The 23,646-nt window shown below is 72.6% G+C and carries 1 protein-coding gene; it reads right to left on the reverse strand.

Features of this window, described 5'->3' with window-relative positions:
• Position 1: 1 nt before the first annotated feature.
• Positions 2-23,290 carry a type I polyketide synthase gene (locus ACIHEJ_RS01045; RefSeq protein WP_400131128.1) on the reverse strand — a complete coding sequence of 7,763 codons (23,289 nt, stop codon included), beginning with the start codon at positions 23,288-23,290 and terminating at the stop codon, positions 2-4.
• Between the last annotated feature and the right edge of the window lie 356 nt (positions 23,291-23,646).

Consider the following 23,646-nt stretch of genomic DNA (forward strand, 5'->3'; position numbering starts at 1 on the left):
GTCAGGAAATCCCGAATTCCTTGCCGAGCAGATCGAATACTTCGTCGTCCGTGGCCGATTCCAGATCGCTGTCGCCCATTGCGCGGTGTTCCGGTGCGGGGGCGTCGCCGGATTCACCGGCAATCGCCATGAGGGCCTGGAGCTTTGACAGGATCTGGTCGCGAGCTTCACTCTCCGACAACTTCGTGACCAATTCTTGTTCCACCCTGTCCAGGTCGGCAAGTAGGGAATCCACTAGGGCCGGTTCAGCCGCTCCCGCCGTTTCCGTCAGCACGTGACGGGCCAGGAGGGCGGGTGTCGGGTGGTCGAAGACCAGCGTCGCGGGGAGCCTCAGCCCGGTGGTCCTGTTCAGCCGGTTGCGCAGTTCGACGGCGGTGAGGGAGTCGAACCCCAGGTCCTGGAAGGCGTGTTCCGGCCGTACCGTCCGGTCCGACGCGTGCCCCAGGATCGTGGCCACCTCGGCCCGGACCAGGTCCAGCACGGTCTTCTCCCGCTCGGCCTCCGACAACCCCTCCAGACGCTCGGCCAGCGAGGACGCGGAGGGAGCGGCGGCCTGCGCGGTCCTGCGGGCGGCCGCGGCCGGCACGAGGGCCCGCAGCAACGGCGGTGCCTCACCGGCGCGCAGCGCGCCGGTGTCGATGCGGACCGGGGCGAGTACCGCCGCGTCCGAGGCCAGTGCCGCGTCGAACAGCCGCAGCCCCTCCTCCGGCGGCAGCGGCAGCACGCCGCTGCGCGCCATCCGCGCCCGGTCGGCCTCGGCGAGACCGTCCGTCATCGCACCGGACTGCTCCCACACACCCCAGGCCAGCGAGGTGGCGGGCAGCCCCGCGCGGCGCCGGTACGCCGAGAAGGCGTCGAGGAAGGAATTCGCCGCGGCGTAACTCGCCTGACCGGCGCTGCCGACCATGCCGGCGACGGACGAGAACACCACGAAGGCGGCCAGGCCCATGTCCCGGGTGCACTCGTGCAGGTTCAGCACGGCGTCCACCTTGGGACGGAACACCTCCCTCATCCTGTCCGGTGTGACCGAGGCGACGACCCCGTCGTCGAGCACACCCGCCGTGTGCACGACGGCCGACAGCGCATGCTCGCCGAGCCCCTCCAGCATTCCGCGGACAGCCTCCCCGTCCGCGACGTCGCAGGCCGCCCAGGCGACCTCGGCACCCCATGCGGCCAGTTCGGCCTCCAGCTCGGCCGCACCCGGTGCGTCCGCGCCCCGGCGGCTCGCCAGCAAAAGCCGGCGCACCTTGTGCTCGGACACCAGGTGCCGGGCGACGAGTCCGCCCAGCGCACCGGACGCACCGGTCACGAGAACGGTGCCGGCCCCGAAGTCCGGTGTGCCGGTGGCGGTCCCGGTGGCCTTCACCAGGCGCGGTACGAGCACCTCCCCGTCGCGGACCGCGAGCTGCGGCTCACCGGAGGCGAGCGCAGCGGGCAGCACACGGGCCGTCTCGTCGATGTCCTCGGCCTCCACCAGCACGATCCGGTCCGGGTTCTCCGACTGTGCGGACCGCACCAGCCCCCACACGGCGGCATGAGCCAGATCGCCCGGACGCGTCACCAACACCAGGCGCCCCGCACGCTCCTGTCCCGACCACCACTGCAGCAACGCCAGAACCTCACTCGTGATGCCGTGCACACGCTCGGCGGTCTCCGTACCGGACCCCGCCGGGCACGGAGCGACGGTGACCACCGCGACGTCGGGGAGGGCCGGCTCGGCGGTCAGCGCGGTCAGGTCCGGGTAGCTGCGTACGTCGAGCCCCGCGTCGGCCTCCGTGCGGGCCGCGGGCTGCCAGGCGAGGCCGAACAGCGAGTCGTCGGCTCGCCTGCCGGAGCCACGCGCCGCGAGCAGCTGCTCACGCGACACCGGCCGCAGCGACAGCGAGCCGGCCGTGGCCACCAGACCGCCCGAGGCGTCGGCCACGGTCAGCGACACCGCGTCCGAACCGGTGCGGGAGATCTTGACCCGCAGCGCCGTCGCGCCGGTGGCCCGCACTCCCACTGCGGACCAGGCGAAGGGCAGCAGCGGCCCGTCGGCGACGGGGACGAGGCCGCCCGCGCCGATCGCGTGGAGCGCCGCGTCCAGCAGCGCCGGATGAACGGCGAACGCGCCCGCTTCCGTGCCGTCGGGGAGGCTGACCTCGGCGAGGACGTCGTCCCCGCTGCGCCACACCGACCGCAGGCCGCGGAAGACCGGGCCGTAGCCCAGGCCGAGTCCGTCCATGCCCTCGTAGAACCCGGTCAGGTCGACGACCTCCGCACCCACCGGCGGCCACGCCCCGAGGTCCGCGCCGTGCGGCGGCTCGGGCAGCGCGTCCGCCAGGAAGCCGACCGCGTGCCGCACCCACGGCGCGTCGTCCGGGGCGTCCTCCCGCCGCGAGTGCACGCTCAGCGCGCGCCTGCCCGGCTCTTCCTCGGCCCCGACCCACACCTGCACGGCCACACCGCCACGGTCCGGGACGACCAGCGGTGCCTCCAGCGTCAGGTCCTCGACCTGTGCGCAACCGGCCTCGTCCCCCGCACGCACCGCCAGCTCCACGAGCGCGGTACCCGGCAGCAGCACGCTGTCCATGACCGTGTGGTCGGCGAGCCAGGGGTGCGTCCTGAGCGAGAGCCGCCCGGTGACCAGGAAGCCGCCGGCGCCGGGCAGCGCGACCGTCGCACCGGCCAGCGGGTGCTCCGCCGCGCCCAGTCCGAGTCCGGTGGCAGCGGCTGAGCCGGTGAACTCCGCGGGCGCTTCCAGCCAGTAGCGCTCGTACTGGAAGGCGTAGGTCGGCAGGTCGACGCGTCGAGCACCCGGGAAGAGCACCTGCCAGTCCGGGGAGACGCCATGGGCGTACAGCTCGGCGAGCGCGGTGACGACGGCGTGCTGCTCGGGGCGGTCGGTCCGTACGACGGGGACGGTGACGATGTCGGTATCGGTGCCGGTGCCGGTGCCGGTGCCGGTGCCGGTGGCGGTGCCGGTGGCGGTGCCGGTGCCGGTGCCGGTGGCGGTGCCGGTGGCGGTGCCGGTGCCGGTGCCGGTGTCGAGGCAGTCCTGGGCGAGGGCACTGAGGACGCTACCGGGGCCGACCTCGACGAAGGTCGTCACACCCAGCTCGTGCAGACTCCGCACGCCGTCGGCGAAGCGGACCGCCTCACGGACGTGCCGGACCCAGTACTCCGGCGTGTACGACTCGACCAGTCGGCCGGTGAGGGTCGAAACGACCGGGATGTGCGGCTCGTTGAAGACCAGCCCGCCGACGACCTCCGCGAACTCCTCCAGCATCGGATCCATCAGCGGCGAGTGGAACGCGTGACTGACCTTCAGGCGGGAGGTTCTGCGGCCCCGCCCCTGGAAGATCTCGGCGATCGCGGTGACCGCTTCCTCGACTCCGGAGACCACCACCGACCGAGGGCCGTTGACCGCCGCGATACCCACCTCGTCGGTCAGGTGCGGCAGCACCTCGTCCTCGGCCGCCTGCACAGCGACCATCGCCCCGCCCGCAGGCAACGCCTGCATGAGGCGGGCACGGGCGGACACCAGCCGCGCCGCATCCTCCAGCGACAACACACCCGCCACATGAGCAGCCGCGATCTCACCGACCGAATGACCGGCCACATAATCCGGCCGGACCCCCCACGACTCCAGAAGCCGGAACAGCGCCACCTCGACCGCGAACAACGCCGGTTGGGTGCAACCCGTCTGGTTCAGCTCCTCCGAGTCCACATCGACCGGCACATCCAGACGCGCACACACCTCGTCGTACGCCGCCGCGAACACCGGGTAGGACGCGTACAGTTCGCGTCCCATACCGATCCGCTGCGAACCCTGCCCCGAGAACAAGAACCCGACCTTCCCGACCGTGCCCGGTTCACCCCGGACGACCCGGGTGGACGGGGATCCTGTGGCCAACGCACGCAAACCTTCGAGGAGTTCGTTCCGGTCCTCCCCCACCACGGCGGCCCGGTGCTCCATGGCCGAGCGTGTGGTGGCGAGCGAGAAGCCGATGTCGGCCGGCTGCCCATCCATCTCCGGGGCCAGGGACAACAGGCGCTCCGCCTGTGCCCGCAGCGCCGCCTCCGTCCTGCCCGAGAGCACCCAGGGCACGACCGCACCGGAGTCGGGCACGGGCGGCAACTCCTCCGAAGCGGGAGCCTGCTCGACGATCACGTGCGCGTTGGTGCCGCTGATGCCGAAGGACGACACCGCGGCACGACGCGGGCGGTCCGACTCGGGCCACTCCACGGCCTCGGTCAGCAGCCGGACGTCACCCGCCGACCAGTCCACGTGCGGGGTCGGCTCGTCCACGTGCAGGGTCCGCGGCAGCACACCGTGCCGCAATGCCATCACCATCTTGATCACACCACCGACACCCGCAGCCGCCTGCGCATGGCCGATGTTGGACTTCAACGACCCCAGCCACAGGGGCTGCCCTTCGGGCCGCTCCTGCCCGTACGTCGCGATCAGCGCCTGCGCCTCGATCGGATCACCCAGCGTCGTGCCCGTACCGTGCGCCTCCACCACATCGACCTGAGCCGAAGACACACCGGCGTTGGCAAGCGCCTGCCGGATCACCCGCTGCTGCGCCGGCCCGTTCGGGGCCGTCAGACCGTTCGACGCACCGTCCTGGTTCACCGCCGTACCTCGCACCACCGCCAGCACCCGGTGCCCGTTGCGGCGGGCATCGGACAACCGCTCCACCAGCAGCATGCCCGCACCCTCGGCCCAGCCGGTGCCGTCCGCCCCGGCGGCGAACGCCTTGCACCGGCCGTCCACCGACAGGCCCCGCTGGCGGCTGAACTCCACGAACGTCGAGGGAGTCGCCATGACGGTGACCCCGCCGACGAGAGCCATGGAGCACTCGCCGCTGCGCAGCGCCTGGGTCGCCAGGTGCAGCGCCACCAGCGAGGACGAGCACGCCGTGTCCACCGTGACCGCCGGACCCTCGAGACCGAACGTGTACGAGACCCGGCCGGACGCGACGCTGCCCGCGCTGCCGCTGCCCAGGTAGGCGTCCATGCCCTCCGGAGCCGCTTTCACACGCCCGCCGTAGTCGTGGTACATCACGCCGGCGAAGACGCCCGTCCTGCTGCCCCGCACCGTCGCCGGGTCGATCCCGGCCCGCTCGAACGCCTCCCACGACGTCTCCAGCAGCAACCGCTGTTGCGGGTCCATCGCCAGCGCCTCACGCGGCGAGATCCCGAAGAAGGCCGGGTCGAACTCGGCAGCCTCGTGGAGGAAGCCGCCGTGGCGCGCGTAGGACTTGCCGGAGCGGTCGGGATCCGGGTCGTAGAGATCTTCGACGTCCCAGCCGCGATCGTCGGGGAACGTCGAGATCGCGTCGCTGCCGGAGGCGACGAGGCGCCACAGATCCTCGGGCGACCGCACGTCACCGGGGTAGCGGCAGGCCATGCCCACGATCGCGATCGGCTCGTCCGTCCCCGACACCGCGGTGACCGCGGCCTCGGACCGCTCCTGGACGCCGAGCGTCTCGGCCAGCAGGAAGCGGGAGAGCGCGGCGGGCGTGGGGTGGTCGAAGACCATGGTCGCGGGGAGCCGCAGCCCGGTCGCCGCGTTCAGCCGGTTGCGGAGTTCCACGGAGGTGAGCGAGTCGAAACCGGCTTCCTGGAAGGCGTGTTCCGGCTGGACGGCCTGGGCCGAGGCGTGGCCGAGCACGGCGGCGACCTCGGTGCGCACCAGGTCCAGCACCAGCTGTTCGTGGTCGGCCTCCGGCAGTCCGGCCAGTCGCCGACCCAGCGATCCCTTCGGCGCGGACTGCGCCGTGCGCCGCGTGGTGCCCCGTACGGGGCCGCGCAGCCCTCGCAGGACGGGCGGCACCGTGCCCCGCAGTCCGTCCAGGTCCAGCCGCAGCGGGGCGACGGCGGCCCGGTCCAGGGCCAGCGCCGCATCGAACAGCCGCAGTCCCTCGTCGACGGCCATCGGGGCCAGGCCCACCCGCTTGAGCCGGGTGAGGTCCGCCTGGTCGAGCCGGTCGGCCATGCCACCGCCCTGCTCCCACAGGCCCCACGCCAGCGACGTGGTGGTGAGCCCGCGGGCGCGGCGCGCTTCGGCGAAGGCGTCCAGGAAGGTGTTCGCCGCCGCGTAATTGCCTTGTCCCGCGCTGCCCAGGATTCCGGACACCGAGGAGAAGACGACGAACGCCGACAGGTCGCTCGTCAGCTCATGGAGGTTGAGCACGGCGTCGACCTTCGGACGCAGCACCTTCTCCATTCGCTCGGGGGTGAGCGAAGCGATCACGCCGTCGTCGAGGACACCGGCCGTGTGCACCACGGCCGTCACCTCAGTGCCGGCCAGCACCTCGGCGAGGGCCTCCCGGTCGGCCACGTCGCAAGCGGCCCAGGTGACCTCGGCGCCCCATGCGGCCAGTTCGGCCTCCAGCTCGACCGCGCCGGGGGCCTCCGCACCACGCCGGCTGAGCAGGAGCAGACCGCGCACGCCGTGCTCGGCGACCAGGTGCCGGGCGACGAGTCCGCCCAGCGCACCGGACGCACCGGTCAGCAGGACGGTGCCGGCCCCGAAGTCCGGTGTGCCGGTGGCGGTCCCGGTGGCCTTCACCAGGCGCGGTACGAGCACCTGCCCGTCGCGGACCGCGAGCTGCGGCTCACCGGAGGCAAGCACGGCGGGCAGCACACGGGCCGTCTCGTCGATGTCCTCGGCCTCCACCAGCACGATCCGGTCCGGGTTCTCCGACTGTGCGGACCGCACCAGCCCCCACACGGCGGCATGAGCCAGATCGCCCGGACGCGTCACCAACACCAGGCGCCCCGCACGCTCCTGTCCCGACCACCACTGCACCAACGCCAGAACCTCACTCGTGATGCTGTGCACACGCTCGGCGGTCTCCGTACCGGACCCCGCCGGGCACGGAACGACGACGACGTCCGGTGTCTCTTCCCACTCCCGAAGGGCGTCGACGTCCGCGACGGTCTCGATCATCAGCGCGTCGGTGGCGGGGGGAAGTGTGACCGGCGTCCACTCCAGCCCGAACAGCTGATCGCCGCCACCGGCACCGGGCGACTCGTCCGCCGTGACGGGCCGCAACGACAGCGACTCGACCGAGGCCACCGGGTCACCGGCGCCATCGGCCACAGTCAGTGTCACCGAACCGGTGGTCGTCCGCGACGACTTCACCCGTAGCATCGCCGCGCCGGCCGCCTGCACGACGACACCGGACCACGCGAACGGCAGGGCCGGGCCGTCGTCCAGCGCCACCAGCCCACCTGCGGCCAGCGCGTGCAGGGCGGCGTCCAACAGCGCCGGGTGCAGCGCGAACGCCGCCGCCTCGGCAGCCGGCTCCTCCGGCAGCTCGACCTCCGCGAAGACGTCGTCACCGTCGCGCCACGCCGAGCGCAGGCCCTGGAAGACCGGACCGTAGTCCAGACCCGCAGCAGCCAGGTCGTCGTAGAACGCCGTCAGGTCGACGGCCTCCGCACCGGCCGGTGGCCACGCGCCGAGGGCCGCGACGGACGGTGCCTCTGCCGAGGACAGCACACCCGTCGCGTGCCGCAACCACGCACGGTCGCCGATGCGCGAGTGCACGCTCAACTGCCGTCGGCCCGACTCGTCCTCGGGGCCGACAGCCACCTGAAGGGTGACGCCACCACGCTCGGGCACGACCAGGGGAAGCTCCAGGGTGAGCTCTTCGATCCGTCCGCACCCCGTCTCGTCGCCCGCCCGGATCGCCAACTCGACGAATGCGGTGCCGGGCAGGAGAACGGTCCCGTGCACGGCGTGGTCGGCGAGCCACGGGTGGGTTTCGAGGGAGAGGAGCCCGGTGAGCAGGACCCCGTCGCTGTCGGCCGTCGCAATCGCGGCACCGAGCAGCGGGTGGTCCGCCGCCCCCACGCCTGCGGCCCGGACGTCACCGGACGCCTGGGGAACGTCGAGCCAGTAGCGCTCGCGCTGGAAGGCGTAGGTCGGCAGGTCGACACGGCGGGCGCCGGGGAAGAGCGCCTGCCAGTCCGGGGAGACGCCGTGGGTGTGCAACTGCCCGACGGCGGAGACGAGCGCGTGCGGCTCGGGGCGGCCGGCCCGCAGGACGGGAACGGTGACGAGGTCCGTGCCATCGTCGAAGCAGCCCTGGGCAAGGGCACTGAGGACACCACCCGGGCCGATCTCCACGAACGCGCGCACGCCCAGCTCGTGCAGGGTCGCGACGCCGTCGGCGAAGCGGACCGCCTCACGGACGTGCCGGACCCAGTACTCCGGCGTGTACGACTCGACCAGCCGGCCGGTGAGATTCGAAACCACCGGAATCCGCGCCTCGTTGAAGACCAGCCCGCCGACGACCTCCGCGAACTCCTCCAGCATCGGATCCATCAGCGGCGAGTGGAAAGCGTGGCTGACCTTCAGACGGGACGTCTTACGACCCTGCTCCCGGAAGACTTCGGCGATCGCGGTGACCGCGTCCTCGGCTCCGGAGACCACCACCGACCGAGGACCGTTGACCGCCGCGATACCCACCTCGTCGGTCAGGTGCGGCAGCACCTCGTCCTCGGCCGCCTGCACAGCGACCATCGCCCCGCCCGCAGGCAACGCCTGCATCAACGCAGCCCGCGCCGACACCAGCCGCGCCGCATCCTCCAGCGACAACACACCCGCCACATGAGCAGCCGCGACCTCACCGACCGAATGACCGGCCACATAATCCGGCCGGATGCCCCACGACTCCAGAAGCCGGAACAACGCCACCTCGACCGCGAACAACGCCGGTTGGGTGCAACCCGTCTGGTTCAGCTCCTCCGAGTCCACATCGACCGGCGCGTCCAGAAGACCGCACACCTCGTCGTACGCCGCCGCGAACACCGGGTAGGACGCGTACAGTTCGCGTCCCATACCCATCCGCTGCGAACCCTGCCCCGAGAACAAGAACCCGACCTTGCCCCCGACCACACCACCCACCGGGACAGCCCCGGAAACAAGCGCCTCCAGCCCCTGCCGGAACTCCCCGAGCTCCTCCCCCACGACCGCCGCACGGCGCTCCAGCACCGCACGCGACGTCGCCAGCGAGAACCCCACATCCACCGGCCGCACACCAGCGCCCTCATCCGCCAGGAAGGACAACAGCCGACCCGCCTGATCCCGCAACGCCGCATCACTCTTCGCCGACAACACCCACGGCACGACCACACCGGAGCCGGACACGGGCGGCAACTCCTCCGAAGCAGGAGCCTGCTCGACGATCACGTGCGCGTTGGTGCCGCTCACGCCGAAGGACGACACCGCGGCACGACGCGGGCGGTCCGACTCGGGCCACTCCACGGCCTCGGTCAGCAGCCGGACGTCACCCGCCGACCAGTCCACGTGCGGCGTCGGCTCGTCCACGTGCAGGGTCCGCGGCAGCACACCGTGCCGCAATGCCATCACCATCTTGATCACACCACCGACACCCGCAGCCGCCTGCGCATGGCCGATGTTGGACTTCAACGACCCCAGCCACAGCGGCCGGTCCTCCGGCCGCTCCCGGCCGTACGTGGCGATCAGCGCCTGCGCCTCGATCGGATCACCCAGCGTCGTGCCCGTACCGTGCGCCTCCACCACATCGACCTGAGCCGAAGACACACCGGCGTTGGCAAGCGCCTGCCGGATCACCCGCTGCTGCGCCGGCCCGTTCGGAGCCGTCAGACCGTTCGACGCACCGTCCTGGTTCACCGCCGTACCTCGCACCACCGCCAGCACCCGGTGCCCGTTGCGGCGGGCATCGGACAACCGCTCCACCAGCAGCATGCCCGCACCCTCGGCCCAGCCGGTGCCGTCCGCCCCGGCGGCGAACGCCTTGCACCGGCCGTCCACCGACAGGCCCCGCTGACGGCTGAACTCCACGAACACGGACGGGCTTGCCATCACCGTGACCCCGCCGACGAGAGCCATGGAGCACTCGCCGCTGCGCAGCGCCTGGGTCGCCAGGTGCAGCGCCACCAGCGAGGACGAGCACGCCGTGTCCACCGTGACCGCCGGACCCTCGAGACCGAACGTGTACGAGACCCGGCCGGACGCGACGCTGCCCGCGCTGCCGTTGACGAGGTAGCCCTCCAGCCCTGGCGGCGAGGTGTGCACGCGTCCGCCGTAGTCGTGGTACATCACGCCGGCGAACACACCGGTCCTGCTGCCCCGCACCGCCGCCGGGTCGATCCCGGCCCGCTCGAACGCCTCCCACGACGTCTCCAGCAGCAACCGCTGCTGCGGGTCCATCGCCAGCGCCTCACGCGGCGAGATCCCGAAGAACTCGGCGTCGAAGTCCGTCGCGGCGTGGAGGAAGCCGCCCTCTCGGGTGTAGCTGGTGCCCCACCGGTCGGGGTCCGGGTCGTAGAGCTTCTCCACGTCCCAGCCACGGTCCTCGGGGAAGCCCGACACGGCGTCGCGGCCGGAGAACACCAGCTGCCACAGGTCTTCGGGCGACTCCACGCCGCCGGGGTAGCGGCAGGCCATGCCCACGATCGCGATCGGCTCGTCCGCCGTACCCGTCGAATTTGCCGTGGTCGTGGCCGTGGCGACGGTCCCCGGAACGGCTGCCGCTTCCTCGCCGGGGCCTGCGGCCTCGGCGGCGAGGAAGCGGGCGAGGGTGAGCGGGTTCGGGTAGTCGAAGACCAGGGTGGCGGGCAGGCGCATACCGACGGCCGTGTTGAGCCGGTTGCGCAGTTCGACGGCGGTCAGCGAGTCGAACCCGATGTCCTTGAAGGAGTCGTCCATGCTCACGGACTGTGCGCCGGTGTGCCCGAGCACGGCGGCGACCTCGGTGCGCACCAGGTCCAGCACCGTCTGCTCGCGGTCGGCCTCCGGCAACCCGGCCAGCCGCTGCCCCAGCGATCCCTTCGGCGCGGACTGCGCCGTGCGCCGCACCGGTGCCACCCGCACCAGTTCGCGCAGGACCGCAGGCACGGGCTGCCCCTGTCCGTCGCGGAATGCGGCCGTGTCGAGCCGGATCGGGGCGACTGCCGCCCGATGAGTGGTCAGCGCCGCGTCGAACATCCGCAGGCCGTACGCCGAGGGGATCGCGGCGAGGCCCATGCGCTTGATCCGGGTGAGATCGGTGTGGCCGAGGCTGCCGGTCATGGTGCTCTCGCTCTCCTGTGCCCACAGGCCCCAGGCCAGTGACGTGGCCGGCAGGCCTGCGGCACGGCGGTGCTCGGCGAGGGCGTCGAGGAAGGTGTTGGCAGCGGCGTAGTTCCCCTGGCCCGGCGTGCCGAGCGTGCCCGCCACCGAGGAGAAGAGCACGAACGCTGACAGGTCGCCGCACAGCTCACCGGCCAGGTCGTGCAGGTTCAGCGCCGCGTCCACCTTCGGGCGGAACACGGCGTCCAGCCGCTCGGGGGTCAGCGATCCGATGATCCCGTCGTCCAGGACGCCGGCGGTGTGGACGATCGCGGACACGTTCCGCCCGGACCCGGTCAGGAGGGCGCGGACGGCGTCGGGGTCGGCCACATCGCACGCGGCCCAGGTGACGTCTGCCCCCTGCGCGGTCAGCTCGGTGGCGAGCTCGGCCGCGCCGGGTGCGTTGCCGCCGCGGCGGCTGACGAGCAGCAGACTGCGGACACCGTGCTCGGCGACCAGGTGCCGGGCGAAGAGCCTGCCCAGCCCGCCCGACGCGCCGGTCAGCAGGACGGTGCCGGTGCCGAGGACGGGAAGCTCCGGCACCGTGTCCGGGGCGGCGAGGCGGACCAGTCTCGGCACCCGGACCTCGTCGTGCGCGTGCACCACGGCCTGCGGCTCACCCGACGCGATCAGACCGGGCAGCACCCGGGCAAGACCGGCGTCGGCATCCTGATCCCCTGAGGTCTCGATCAGCACGACGCGGTCGGGGTTCTCGCTCTGTGCCGAGCGCACCAGTCCGCGGACCGCCGACTGGGCGAGATCTCCCGTGCGCATCACCAGCACCAGGCGCGGCGGGCGTTCCTCGGCCAGCCACCACTGCACCAGCTCCAGCACGGCCTGGGTGACCTCGCGGACCCGGGTGGCCAAGTCCCCCTCGGCTCCGGTCGGGCAGGGCACGACCACGGCATCGGCGACGGCTCCGGCACCTTCGAGGTGCGTCGGCGAGCCGGCGGCCCGAAGAGCGGCGAGATCCTCGTACGTCGCGATCCTCATGCCGGCCGGCGCGGACGGCAGGCTGACCGGCGTCCACTCCAGGCCGAACACCGCGTCGTCGCTGCCGTGACCGGCGCGCAACTGGTCGGCGGGCACCGGGCGCAGCGACAGCGAGTCGACCTGCGCGACCGGCTCACCGGTGCCGTCGGCCAGCACCAGCGACACAGTGGAGGTGCCGGCGCGCGAGACCTTCACCCGCAGGTCACAGGCTCCGGCAGCCGCCAGGCGCACGCCGCTCCACGCGAACGGCAGCAGCCCGTTCCCCGTCCCGGACTCGGGCTCGACCGCGCCCAGCCAGACGGTGTGCAGAGCGGCGTCGAACAGCGCGGGGTGCAGGCCGTAGGCGCCGGCGTCCGTCCGCTCCGCGCCGGGCAACTCCACCTCGGCGAAGAAGTCGTCCCCGCTCCGCCATGCGGCGCGCAGTCCCTGGAAGACAGGGCCGTAGTCGAGCGCCATGCCGGCGAGGCGGTCGTAGAACCCGTCGACGTCGACCGGCTCCGCACCCACGGGCGGCCACGCGGCGAGCGAGCCGCCCACGGGCCCACTCACGGCGACGGCCAGCGAGCCGGAGGCGTGCCGGGCCCAGGGCCGCCCGGAGCCGTCCTCGTGGGTGTACGTGTCCCCGTCGTCGATCCGCGAGTGCACGGTCAGCGGCCTGCGGCCCGAGCCGTCGTCGGCGCCGACGCGTACCTGTACGGCGACGCCGCCGCGCTCGGGCACGAGGAGCGGTGTCTCCAGTGTCAGTTCTTCCAGCAGGTCGCAGCCCACGGCGTCGGCAGCGGTGATCGCCAGCTCGACGAACGCGGTTCCCGGCAGGAGCGCGACGCCGCTGACGACGTGGTCCACGAGCCACGGGTGCGTGTGCGTCGAGAGCCGCCCGGTGAGCAGGTGACCGTCGCCGTCGGCCAGCGGCACGGCGGCGCCGAGGAGCGGATGACCGACGTCGCCCTGCCCCACCGCGCGCATGTCACCGGTGGAGGCGGGGGCGTCGAGCCAGTAGCGCTCGTGCTGGAAGGCGTAGGTCGGCAGGTCGACGCGCCGGGCGCCCGGGAAGAAGGCGTGCCAGTCCAGTTCGGCGCCGCTGACGTGCAGTTGGGCCAACGCGGTGGTGAGCGCCTGGGGTTCGGGGCGGTCGGCTCGGAGTACGGGGATGGTGACGATGTCGTCCGCGCAGGCCTGAGCCAGGGCGCTGAGGACGCCACCGGGGCCGATCTCCACGAACGTGCTCACACCAAGCTCGTGCAGACTCCGCACGCCGTCGGCGAAGCGGACCGCCTCACGGACGTGCCGGACCCAGTACTCCGGCGTGTACGACTCGGCCAGTCGGCCGGTGAGAGTCGAAACGACCGGAATCCGCGGCTCGTTGAAGACCAGCCCGCCGACGACCTCCGCGAACTCCTCCAGCATGGGGTCCATCAGCGGCGAGTGGAACGCGTGGCTGACCTTCAGGCGGGAGGTTCTGCGGCCCCGCCCCTGGAAGATCTCGGCGATCGCGGTGACCGCTTCCTCGACTCCGGAGACCACCACCGACCGAGGGCCGTTGACCGCCGCGATACCGACGCCGTCGGTGAGATGCGCGAGGACTTCGTCCTCGGTCGCCTGCACCGCGACCATCGCCCCACCCGCAGGCAACGCCTGCATGAGGCGGGCACGGGCGGACACCAGCCGCGCCGCATCCTCCAGCGACAACACACCCGCCACATGAGCAGCCGCGACCTCGCCCACCGAGTGACCGGCCACGTAATCCGGCCGGACCCCCCACGACTCCAGAAGCCGGAACAGCGCCACCTCGACCGCGAACAAAGCCGGTTGGGTGCAACCCGTCCGGTTCAGCTCCTCCGAGTCCACATCGACCGGCACATCCAGACGCGCACACACCTCGTCGTACGCCGCCGCGAACACCGGGTAGGACGCGTACAGTTCTCGTCCCATACCGATCCGCTGCGAACCCTGCCCCGAGAACAAGAACCCGAACTTACCCGTCGGCTGGGCCCGTCCGGCGACGACGTTCGCGGCCGGTTCGCCTGCTGCGATGGCCTCCAACCCCGCCCGCAACTCGTCCGGCGCGGTGCCGATCACCGCGGCCCGGTACTCCAGCGCCGACCGCGTCGTGGCCGACGAGAATCCGGCGTCGACGGGCGACACGTCGTCGGTCGCGAAGGCCAGCAGACGCTCCGCCTGCGCCCGCAGTGCCCCTTCACTCTTCGCCGACAGCACCCACGGCACGGGCACCGGACGGTGTTGCCGGGCCGGCTCGGCCACGGCCGCGGCGGGTGCCTCCTCGATGATCGTGTGTGCGTTGGTGCCGCCGATACCGAAGGACGACACCGCGGCGCGGCGGGGCCCGGCGATCCCGGGCCAGGGCACCGGCTCGGTCAGCAGCCGCACGGCGCCCGCCGACCAGTCGACGTGCGGGGACGGCTCGTCGACATGGAGCGTCTGAGGCAGCACGCCGTGCCGCATCGCCAGCACCATCTTGATCACACCGGCCACGCCCGCCGCGGCCTGCGTGTGACCGATGTTGGACTTGACCGAGCCCAGCCGCACCGGCCGGTCGTCGGAGTGTTCCTGGCCGTACGTGGCGATCAGCGCCTGCGCCTCGATCGGGTCGCCGAGCCGGGTGCCCGTACCGTGCGCCTCCACGGCGTCCACATCGGCCGGAGCGAGCCCGGCCGAGGCCAGCGCCTGCCGGATCACCCGCTGCTGCGCGGGACCGTTGGGCGCGGTCAGACCGTTGGACGCGCCGTCCTGGTTCACCGCGCTCCCCCGCACGACGGCCAGGACCTCGTGGCCGTTGCGCACGGCGTCGGACAGCCGCTCCACCAGCAGCAGGCCCACGCCCTCGCCCCAGCCGGTGCCGTCGGCACCGGCCGCGAACGCCTTGCACCGGCCGTCGGGGGCCAGCCCGCGCTGCCGGCTGAACTCCACGAACAGGTCCGGTGTGGTCATGACGGTGACGCCCCCGACCAGGGCCATCGAGCACTCGCCGCTCCGCAGTGCCTGCGCGGCGAGGTGGAGCGCCACGAGCGAGGACGAGCACGCCGTGTCGACCGTGACCGCCGGGCCCTCGAGGCCGAACGTGTAGGAGATGCGTCCCGACACGACCGAGGCCGCCTTGCCGGTGAGCGCGTAAGCCTCGATCCCGTCGGGCGCGTTGCGCAGCCCGTTGGCGTAGTCCTGGCCGTTGGTGCCGATGAAGACACCGGTGCGGCTGGCGCGGGCGGACGCGGGGGCGATGCCGGCGCGCTCGAAGGCCTCCCACGCGGTCTCCAGCAACAGCCGCTGCTGCGGGTCCATCGCCAGCGCCTCACGCGGCGAGATCCCGAAGAGAGCGGCGTCGAAGCGGTCGGCGCCCTGGATGAAGCCGCCCTCGCGGGAGTACGTCCTGCCGGGCCGGTCGGGGTCGGGGTCGTAGAGCGCGTCGATGTCCCAGCCACGGTCGGTGGGGAAGCCGGACATCGCGTCCCGGCCGGAGCTCAGCAGCTCCCACAGGTCCTCGGGCGACTGGACGCCGCCGGGGAAGCGGCAGCTCATGCTGACGATCGCCAGGGGCTCGTCGGCCGCGACGGCGGCCGTCGTCTGCGCTGCGTCCGCCGCCGACCCGTGCCGGCCGAGGAGTTCCTCGCCCAGGTGACGGGCGAGGGCGGTGGGGGTCGGGTGGTCGAAGACCAGGGTGGTGGGCAGCTTGAGGCCGGTGGCCGTGGTGAGCCGGTGGCGCAGTTCGACGGCGGTGAGCGAGTCGAAGCCGGTCTCGCGGAACGTCCGGTCGGCTTCGAAGGCACCCTTGCCCGTGTGGCCGAGCACCGTGGCGGCCTGCTCACGCACCAGGTCCAGCAGGATACGGCTCTGCTCCCCCGGCGTAGCGCCGAGGAGGCGCTGGACCAGCGCGGACGCGGGCACTTCGGCGCTCCGCGCGGTCCGGGCGCGTGCTTCGAGGGCCTTGCGGGCCTCGGGCACCCCGTGCAGCAGCGGGCAGGAGCGCGTGCCGGCGAAGGCCGGGACGAAGCGCTCCCAGTCCACGTCCGCCACGGTCACGGCGGTCTCGCCGTGGGTCAGCGCACCGTGCAGCACGGAGATCGCGGAAGGGGGCGCGATCTCCCGTACGCCGCGCCGCCGGAGGTGGTCACCGGCGGCGCCGTCGGCCATGCCTCCGTCCGCCCAGGATCCCCACGCGACGGCCAGCGCGGGCAGGCCCTGTGCCCGGCGCTGCTCTGCCAGGGCGTCGAGGAAGGCGTTCGCGGCACCATAGGCGCCCTGGCCGCCGTTGCCCCAGACGCCGGTCATCGAGGAGAAGAGCACGAAGGCGTCGAGGTCTTGGCGGTCCCGGGTGAGTTCGTGCAGGTGGAGCGCTGCGTCCACCTTGGGGCGCAGTACGCGCTCGAGGCGCTCGGGCGTGAGCGATTCGACCAGGCCGTCGTCGAGTACGCCTGCGGTGTGCACCACGGCGTTCACGGTGTGCCGGCCGAACAACTCGGCGAGCGCGTCGCGGTCGGCCGCATCGCACGCGGCGACGGTGACCCGAGCACCCAGCTCCTCCAACTCCGCCTTGAGTTCGACGGCACCCAGGGCGTCGGGTCCCCGGCGGCTGGTGAGCACCAAGTGCTCGGCCCCGGCACCGGCGAGCCAGCGGGCCACGTGCCCGCCCAGCGCACCCGTACCACCGGTCACCAGCACGGTGCCGCGCGGCGACCATGGTGCGTCCGCCGGTGCCGCGCTCTGCGGCGCGCGCACGAGACGGCGGCCGGACACGCCGGAGGCCCGCACGGCGAGCTGGTCCTCGTCGGCCTGGGCCAGCAGGCCGGCCAGTCGCCCCAGCGCGCGCGAGTCGGGCTCGGCGGGCAGGTCGACGAGCCCGCCCCAGCGCTGCGGCTGTTCCAGAGCCACGATCCTGCCCAGGCCCCAGAGTCGGGCGGAGACGGGGTCGGTCAGCGGATCCGCCGTGCCGGTCGACACCGCGCCGCTGGTCAGGCACCACAGCGGCGCCTCGATCCCGGCGTCGCCGAGGGCCTGGACCAGCAGGAGGAGCCGCTGGAGGGCGTCCGTCCCCGCTTCTCCCCGTGCCGCGGCGAACAGGAGACCGTCGACCTGCTCGTGACCGGCGTCGGCGAAGGCCCGCGCGAGCGTCTCGCGGTCGGTGTCCTCAGCCACGGTGAACGGTACGAGCACGATGCCGAGTTCCGTGAGGCCCGAGCGGATCGTCTCGGTCCACGTGGTCTCCTCGGAGACCACGTAGAGCCAGGTGCCCGACGGAGCGGTCCCTGTCGTGTCACCGAGCGGCTGCCAGGTGATCCGGTAGCGCCAGCCATCGGCGGCGGACTGCTCGCGTCGCTGCCTGCGCCATGCGGACAGCTTGGGTGCGACCACGTCCAGTTCGGCGGGCTCCACTCCCAGGAGGGCACCGAGAGATGCCCGGTCCTCGCTCTCGACGGAGTCCCAGAACTCGGCGTCCATCGCCTCCGGGGCGCCGGCGGTCGCCGCCCGAGGCGCATCGAGCCAGTAGCGCTCGCGCTGGAAGGCATAGGTCGGCAGGTCGACACGGCGGGCGCCGGGGAAGAGTGCCTGCCAGTCCGGGGAGACGCCGTGGGTGTGCAACTGCCCGACGGCGGTGACGAGCGCGTGCGGCTCGGGGCGGCCGGCCCGCAGGACGGGAACGGTGACGAGGTCCGTGCCATCGTCGAAGCAGCCCTGGGCAAGGGCGCTGAGGACGCCACCGGGGCCGATCTCCACGAACGCGCGCACACCCAGCTCGTGCAGACTCCGCACGCCGTCGGCGAAGCGGACCGCCTCACGGACGTGCCGGACCCAGTACTCCGGCGTGTACGACTCGGCCAGCCGGCCGGTGAGATTCGAAACCACCGGAATCCGCGCCTCGTTGAAGACCAGCCCGCCGACGACCTCCGCGAACTCCTCCAGCATCGGATCCATCAGCGGCGAGTGGAACGCGTGACTGACCCTCAACCGGCTCGCCTTGCGGCCCTGCTGAGTGAAGACCTCGGCGATTCCCAGCACCGCGTCCTCGGCTCCGGAGACCACCACCGACCGAGGACCGTTGACCGCCGCGATACCGACGCCGTCGGTCAGGTGCGGCAGCACCTCGCTCTCGGCCGCCTGCACCGCGACCATCGCCCCACCCGCAGGCAACGCCTGCATGAGACGGGCACGGGCCGACACCAGCCGCGCCGCATCCTCCAGCGACAACACACCCGCCACATGAGCAGCCACGATCTCACCGACCGAATGACCGGCCACATAATCCGGCCGGATGCCCCACGACTCCAGAAGCCGGAACAACGCCACCTCGACCGCGAACAACGCCGGTTGGGTGCAACCCGTCCGGTTCAGCTCCTCCGAGTCCACATCGACCGGCGCGTCCAGACGCGCACACACCTCGTCGTACGCCGCCGCGAACACCGGGTAGGACGCGTACAGTTCGCGTCCCATACCGATCCGCTGCGAACCCTGACCCGAGAACAGGAACCCGACCTTGCCCCCGACCACACCACCCACCGGGGCAGCCCCGGAAACAAGCGCCTCCAGCCCCTGCCGGAACTCCCCGAGCTCCTCCCCCACGACCGCCGCACGGCGCTCCAGCACCGCACGCGACGTCGCCAGCGAGAACCCCACATCCACCGGCCGCACACCAGCGCCCTCATCCGCCAGGAAGGACAACAGCCGACCCGCCTGATCCCGCAACGCCGCATCACTCTTCGCCGACAACACCCACGGCACGACCACACCGGAGCCGGACACGGGCGGCAACTCCTCCGAAGCAGGAGCCTGCTCGACGATCACGTGCGCGTTGGTGCCGCTGATGCCGAAGGACGACACCGCTGCCCGGCGCGGTGGGACGCCCGCGGGCCACTCCACCGCCTCGGTCAGCAGTCGTACGCCGCTGGCCGACCACTCCACGTGCGGGGTCGGCTCGTCGACGTGCAGGGTCTTCGGGAGAACGCCGTGCCGCATCGCCAGCACCATCTTGATCACACCGGCCACGCCCGCCGCGGCCTGCGTGTGACCGATGTTCGACTTCAGCGAGCCCAGCCACAGTGGCCGGTCTCCGTCCCGTCCCTGGCCGTAGGCGGCGATGAGGGCTTCGGCCTCGATGGGGTCGCCGAGCCGCGTGCCCGTACCGTGGGCCTCCACGGCGTCGACGTCCGCGGGGGCGAGCTGGGCGGCCGCCAGCGCCTGGCGGATGACACGCTGCTGGGAGGGGCCGTTGGGCGCCGTGAGTCCGTTCGACGCGCCGTCCTGGTTGACCGCGCTGCCCCGCACGACGGCCAGCACCTGGTGGCCGTTGCGCCGGGCGTCGGACAGCCGCTCCACCAGGAGCATGCCGACGCCTTCGGCCCAGCCCGTACCGTCCGCAGTGGCCGCGAACGCCTTGCACCGGCCGTCCGCCGACAGACCGCGCTGACGGCTGAACTCCACGAACATGCCGGGCGTGGACATCACGGTGACACCGCCGGCCAGGGCCATCGTGCACTCGCCGCTCCGCAGCGACTGCACGGCCAGGTGCAGGGCCACCAGGGACGAGGAGCACGCCGTGTCCACCGTGACCGCCGGACCCTCGAGGCCGAACGAGTAGGCCACGCGGCCCGAGGCGACGCTGGTCGTCGTGCCGGTCAGCAGGTAGCCCTCGATGCCGTCGACCGGCTCGTGCAGCCGGGGGCCGTAGTCCTGTGCCGTCGCGCCGATGAACACACCCGCCCGGCTCCCGCGCAGCGTGACCGGGTCGATGCCGGCCCGTTCGAAGGCCTCCCACGCGGTCTCCAGGACCAGCCGCTGCTGAGGGTCGATCGCGGCGGCCTCGCGGGGGCTGATCCCGAAGAAGCCGGCGTCGAACTCGGCCGCCCCGTGCAGGAAGCCGCCGTGGCGCGTCGAGGACTTGCCGGGCGTGCCGGGCTCCGGGTCGTGGAGCGCTTCGACGTCCCAGCCGCGGTCCGTGGGGAATCCGGAGATGGCGTCGCCACCGGAGGCGAGCAGCCGCCACAGGTCCTCGGGGGAGCTCACGCCACCGGGCAGGCGGCAGCTCATGGCCACGATGGCGATCGGCTCGTCGGGGTCGGCCGCCGTCGCGGACGCGGAGGCGGCGGCGTCCTCGCCGCCCAGGGACCGGGCGGCGAGGTGGCGGGCGAGCGCGGCAGGGGTCGGGTGGTCGTACAGCAGCCCGCTGGGCAGGCGCAGGCCGGTGGCCTCGCCGAGCTGGTTGCGCAGTTCCACCGAGCTGAGCGAGTCGAATCCGAGGTCCTTGAACGTACGCTCGGTCTCGACCTGGTGGGCTTCGGCGTGGCCCAGGACGGCTGCGATGTGTGCGCGGACCAGGTCGAGCACGGTCTCGTCGCGTTCGGACCGGGACAGTCCGGCCGGCCGCAGGCCCAGGGCTCCGACCGGCACGCTGCCGGTCTCGGCGATGGTGTGCGGCTGCCGAGCCGCAGGAGCCCGGCCGGTGGGGGCGACGGGTGAGGTGGTGTCGCCGTCCAGCCAGTGCCACTGCCGTTCGAACGCGTAGGTGGGGAGCGCGACCTTGCGGCGTGCGCCGCGCCCGCCGTCGAACAGGGCGTCCCAGTCCGGCTCCACGCCGTGGACGTGCAGCGAGGCGACCGCCGTCAGCAGGGCCTGTGCCTCGGGGCGACGGGCACGCAGGGAGGGGACGAACAGGGACTCGCTGTCGGCGCGGGCGCGGGCCAGGGAGGTGAGCACGCCGCCGGGGCCGATCTCCAGGTACGTGCGGACGCCCCGCTCGTCGAGGCGGGCGACGCCGTCGGTGAAGCGGACCGCCTCGCGCGCGTGGCGGACCCAGTACGCGGCCGTGCACCCTTCGTACTCCGAGGGCTCCTCGGACAGTCGGCCCGTCACGTCGGAGACGATCGGGATGCGCGGGGCGTGGAAGGTCAGGCCCTCGGCCACGGCGCGGAACTCCGCCAGCATGGGCTCCATGTGGGGGGAGTGGAAGGCGTGGCTGACCCGCAGCCGGCTGGTCCTGCGGCCCAGGGCGGCGAAGGAGTCGGCGATCTCGACGGTGAGGTCCTCGTCGCCGGAGACGACGACGGAGTCCGGGCCGTTCAGCGCGGCGACGCTCACGCGGTCCGTGCGGTCGCCGATGCGGGCGCGGACCTCGTCCTCCGTGGCCTGGACGGCGATCATGGCGCCGCCCGCGGGCAGCGCCTGCATCAGACGGCCGCGCGCGGCCACGAGGGTGCACGCGTCGGTGAGCGAGAGGACGCCGGCCACGTGCGCGGCGGCGAGTTCGCCGATGGAGTGGCCCATGAGCACGTCGGGGGTGATGCCCCAGCTCTCCAGGAGCCGGAACAGGGCGACCTCGACGGCGAACAGCGAAGTCTGTGTGTAGAGGGTCCGGTCGAGTTCGGCCGCTTCCCGGGTGCCTTCGGGGGCGAACATGACCTCGCGCAGCGGTCGCGGCAGCAACGGGTCGAGGTGTGCGCACACCTCGTTCAGCGCGGTGGCGAACGTCGGGAAGGAGGCGGCCAGTTCACGGCCCGTTCCGGCCCGCTGGCTGCCCTGGCCCGAGAAGAGGAAGGCGAGTTCGCCGCGTGGACCCGTGCGGCCCGTGGTCAGTGCGGCGTCGACGCCGCCCGTGGACAGCTGGTGCAAGGCACGCAGCAGGTCTTCGCGGTCCTCGCCCACGGCGACGGCCCGGTGTTCGAAGGCGGTGCGGCCGGTGGCCAGCGACCAACCGACGTCGGGCAGGGCGAGACCGGGGTGGGCCCCGGCGTGTGCGAGCAGGGCAGCGGCCTGGGCGCGCAGCCCGGACGCGGTCCTGGCGGACAGCGGCCACACGGTCGGAGCGGCGCCCGTGTCCGCTTCCGCAGCCGCGCCCGCCGCCGTCGCCGCCGTCCGGTGTTCCGCCAGTACGACGTGGCAGTTGGTGCCGCCCATGCCGAACGAGCTGACGCCGGCGAGCAGCGGGCGGCCGTCCTCGGCGGCCCATGCGCTGTGCTCGGTCTGCACCCGCAGGTTCAGCCGGTCCAGCGGGATCGCCGGGTTCGGCGTCTCGAAATGGAGACTGGCGGGCAGTTCGCGGTGGCTGAGCGACAGGACCGCCTTCAGCAGGCCGGTGATCCCGGCGGCACCCTCCAGGTGGCCGACGTTGGTCTTGGCCGAGCCGACGCGCAGAGGGCGGCCGGGCTCCCGTCCCGCACCGAGCACTGCGCCGAGCGCGGCTGCCTCGACGGGGTCCCCGAGCTTGGTCCCGGTGCCGTGCAACTCCACGTAGCCGACGTGGGCGGGGTCGACGGCGGCGTGTTCGTAGGCGAGCCGGAGCACCTGTTCCTGCCCCGCTTGCAGGGGTACGGTCAGCCCGTCGCCGCCACCGTCGTTGTTGACCGCGCTGCCGCGGATCACGCAGTAGACGGGGTCGCCGTCCGCGACGGCCCGGGCCAGCGGTTTGAGGACGACGATGCCGCCGCCCTCGCCGCGGACGTACCCGTTCGCGCGGGCGTCGAAGGTGAAGCAGCGGCCGTCGGGGGACAGACCGCCGAACTTGGCGGCGCCGAGGGTGCTCTCGGGGACGATGTTGAGGTTCACGCCGCCCGCGAGTGCGATCGTCGATTCTCCCTTGCGCAGGCTCTCGCAGGCCAGGTGGACCGAGACCAGGGAGGAGGACTGGCCGGAGTCCACGGTCAGGCTGGGGCCGTTCAGGCCGAGGAAGTACGAGACCCGGTTGGCGATGATGCTGCGGTGCAGGCCGGTGACGGTGTGGGGGGAGATGGCCGTGAGTCCGGAGCGGTGGTGCAGGGTCGCGTAGTCGTCCCAGATGGCGCCGACGAACACTCCGGTGCGGGTGGAGCGCAGCGTCTCGGCGCGCAGGTGCGCGTCCTCCAGCGCTTCCCAGGCCAGCTCCAGCACGAGCCGCTGCTGCGGGTCCATGGCGGCGGCCTCTTTGGGGGAGAGCCCGAAGAACCCGGCGTCGAAGTGGCCGATGCCGTCGAGGAATCCGCCCCGGCGGACGTCGGTCCTGCCGGGTGCGGAAGGGTCGGCGTCAGCGACGGCGGCGCCGTCCCACCGGTCCGGGGGGACGTCGGTGATCGCGTCCGTGCCTTCGCTGAGCAGCCGCCAGAAGGCGGACGGATCGGCGGCTCCCGGCAGTCGGCACGCCAGGCCGATGACGGCGATGCCCTCGGCCGAATCCGCCGAAGCCGAACCGGACCGATTTCCCATTCCGTTGAGCTCGGACTCGACCATGTTGCACTCCACCCACCCACACAGAGAATGAAAAGGCACGGCACCGTGGCGGCCACGGCGCAGGCGATTCGGCGCGACCGGGCGTCCAACAAGTTGCGGTGTGAGCTCAGTTTCGGTCCCGCAGCCGCGCTCCGCCGCCGCAGCGGATCAGATCTAGGGGAATCCCCAAGGGGCGACGCGCACGAGTATCGGCAGGCGGGACATCTCTAAGGGGAACCCTAGGGACAGGTGTGGGAGAAATGCAGCTCGTACAGCTCCCCATCCCCATCCGATGACGAGGTCCCAGGTCTTTCATGGTGCATGTGCAAGCAGCCGAGAATCACTCGGCGCGGCCCTTTCCCACTGCGCGCCCCACG

This window comes from Streptomyces sp. NPDC052301, from assembly GCF_044593395.1.
Lineage (GTDB): Bacteria > Actinomycetota > Actinomycetes > Streptomycetales > Streptomycetaceae > Streptomyces.

Bases quoted from the DNA above. Each gene is read 5' to 3' on its own strand.
- ACIHEJ_RS01045 (WP_400131128.1), bottom strand. From the start codon at position 23,290: ATGGTCGAGTCCGAGCTCAACGGAATGGGAAATCGGTCCGGTTCGGCT.